Origin of the sequence: Aeromonas sp. s5 (genome assembly GCF_040907865.1) — a bacterium.
In the GTDB taxonomy this organism is placed as follows: domain Bacteria; phylum Pseudomonadota; class Gammaproteobacteria; order Enterobacterales; family Aeromonadaceae; genus Aeromonas; species Aeromonas dhakensis.
The window spans coordinates 1-3,065 of record NZ_JBFOCO010000003.1 but is presented as its reverse complement, the minus strand read 5'-3'; the positions used below and the strand labels follow the sequence as shown (position 1 = coordinate 3,065).

Annotated in this window: 1 rRNA gene; it reads left to right on the top strand. The window is 52.7% G+C overall.

Going from position 1 to position 3,065, the window contains the following annotated elements:
* Positions 1–156 precede the first annotated feature (156 nt).
* Positions 157–3,045 (top strand): 23S ribosomal RNA (locus tag AB5Y94_RS00660).
* Positions 3,046–3,065: the final 20 nt, after the last annotated feature.

Here is a 3,065-nt window from a genome sequence, read left to right as displayed (position 1 = left end):
TGCTCTTTAACAATCTGGAAAGCTGATTTAAAAAGTAGTTCTCAAACATTTGTTACAAGTGCTTTGGAAACTTCTTGGCGAAAACCAAATTTTATTTGGTCCTTGTTGTACGACAACAGGCTGTGCCGGTTTCACCGACACTTCTTGGGGTTGTATGGTTAAGTGACTAAGCGTACATGGTGGATGCCTTGGCAGTCAGAGGCGATGAAGGACGTACTAACCTGCGATAAGCCGTGAGCAGTCGGTAAGAGACATTACGACTCACGGATTTCCGAATGGGGAAACCCACTCAGCATAAGCTGGGTATCGTTACATGAATACATAGTGTAACGAGGCGAACCGGGAGAACTGAAACATCTAAGTACCCCGAGGAAAAGAAATCAACCGAGATTCCCTCAGTAGCGGCGAGCGAACGGGGATTAGCCCTTAAGCATCTTGGAAGTTAGTGGAACGGTCCTGGAAAGGCCGGCGATACAGGGTGATAGCCCCGTACACGAAAACAACCTTGATGTGAAATCGAGTAGGGCGGGACACGTGACATCCTGTCTGAATATGGGGGGACCATCCTCCAAGGCTAAATACTCCTGACTGACCGATAGTGAACCAGTACCGTGAGGGAAAGGCGAAAAGAACCCCTGTGAGGGGAGTGAAATAGAACCTGAAACCGTGTACGTACAAGCAGTGGGAGCCCTTCGGGGTGACTGCGTACCTTTTGTATAATGGGTCAGCGACTTACATTTTGTAGCGAGGTTAACCGTATAGGGGAGCCGTAGGGAAACCGAGTCTTAACTGGGCGTCTAGTTGCAAGGTGTAGACCCGAAACCGGGTGATCTAGCCATGGGCAGGTTGAAGGTTGAGTAACATCAACTGGAGGACCGAACCCACTAACGTTGCAAAGTTAGGGGATGACCTGTGGCTGGGGGTGAAAGGCCAATCAAACTCGGAGATAGCTGGTTCTCCCCGAAAGCTATTTAGGTAGCGCCTCGGACGAATACTACTGGGGGTAGAGCACTGTTTGGGCTAGGGGGTCATCCCGACTTACCAACCCCATGCAAACTCCGAATACCAGTAAGTAATATCCGGGAGACACACGGCGGGTGCTAACGTCCGTCGTGAAGAGGGAAACAACCCAGACCGCCGGCTAAGGTCCCAAAGTTCTGGTTAAGTGGGAAACGATGTGGGAAGGCTCAGACAGCTAGGATGTTGGCTTAGAAGCAGCCATCATTTAAAGAAAGCGTAATAGCTCACTAGTCGAGTCGGCCTGCGCGGAAGATGTAACGGGGCTCAAACCAGGCACCGAAGCCGCGGATTCACGCTAAGCGTGAGTGGTAGGGGAGCGTTCTGTAAGTCTGCGAAGGTGTGTCGAGAGGCATGCTGGAGATATCAGAAGTGCGAATGCTGACGTAAGTAACGATAAAGGGGGTGAAAAGCCTCCTCGCCGGAAGACCAAGGGTTCCTGTCCAACGTTAATCGGGGCAGGGTGAGTCGACCCCTAAGGTGAGGCCGAAAGGCGTAATCGATGGGAAGCAGGTTAATATTCCTGCACGACTTGTAATTGCGATGGGGGGACGGAGAAGGCTAGGTGGGCCAGGCGACGGTTGTCCTGGTGAAAGTGCGTAGGTGGTGTTTCTAGGCAAATCCGGAGACACAACACTGAGACACGAGACGAACACACTACGGTGTGGAAGCCATTGATGCCCTGCTTCCAGGAAAAGCCTCTAAGCTTCAGATTACAAGTCATCGTACCCCAAACCGACACAGGTGGTCGGGTAGAGAATACCAAGGCGCTTGAGAGAACTCGGGTGAAGGAACTAGGCAAAATAGTACCGTAACTTCGGGAGAAGGTACGCTCTTGTTGGTGAAGTCCCTTGCGGATGGAGCTGACGGGAGTCGCAGTGACCAGATGGCTGGGACTGTTTATCAAAAACACAGCACTCTGCAAACACGAAAGTGGACGTATAGGGTGTGACACCTGCCCGGTGCCGGAAGGTTAATTGATGGGGTTAGCGCAAGCGAAGCTCTTGATCGAAGCCCCGGTAAACGGCGGCCGTAACTATAACGGTCCTAAGGTAGCGAAATTCCTTGTCGGGTAAGTTCCGACCTGCACGAATGGTGTAACCATGGCCATGCTGTCTCCACCCGAGACTCAGTGAAATCGAATTCGCCGTGAAGATGCGGTGTACCCGCGGCTAGACGGAAAGACCCCGTGAACCTTTACTACAGCTTGGCACTGAACATTGAACCTACATGTGTAGGATAGGTGGGAGGCTTTGAAGGCGTGACGCCAGTTGCGCTGGAGCCGTCCTTGAAATACCACCCTTGTATGTTTGATGTTCTAACGCAGGGCCCTGAATCGGGCTCGCGGACAGTGCCTGGTGGGTAGTTTGACTGGGGCGGTCTCCTCCCAAAGAGTAACGGAGGAGCACGAAGGTTGGCTAATCCTGGTCGGACATCAGGAGGTTAGTGCAATGGCATAAGCCAGCTTAACTGCGAGACGGACAGGTCGAGCAGGTACGAAAGTAGGTCATAGTGATCCGGTGGTTCTGAATGGAAGGGCCATCGCTCAACGGATAAAAGGTACTCCGGGGATAACAGGCTGATACCGCCCAAGAGTTCATATCGACGGCGGTGTTTGGCACCTCGATGTCGGCTCATCACATCCTGGGGCTGAAGTCGGTCCCAAGGGTATGGCTGTTCGCCATTTAAAGTGGTACGCGAGCTGGGTTCAGAACGTCGTGAGACAGTTCGGTCCCTATCTGCCGTGGGCGTTGGATGATTGAAGGGAGTTGCTCCTAGTACGAGAGGACCGGAGTGAACGAACCTCTGGTGTTCGGGTTGTCACGCCAGTGGCACTGCCCGGTAGCTAAGTTCGGAATCGATAACCGCTGAAAGCATCTAAGCGGGAAGCGAGCCCTGAGATGAGTCATCCCTGACCCCTTGAGGGTCCTAAAGGGCCGTTGGAGACCACAACGTTGATAGGTGGGGTGTGTAAGCGCGGCGACGTGTTGAGCTAACCCATACTAATTACCCGTGAGGCTTAACCATACAACACCCAAGAAGTGTTC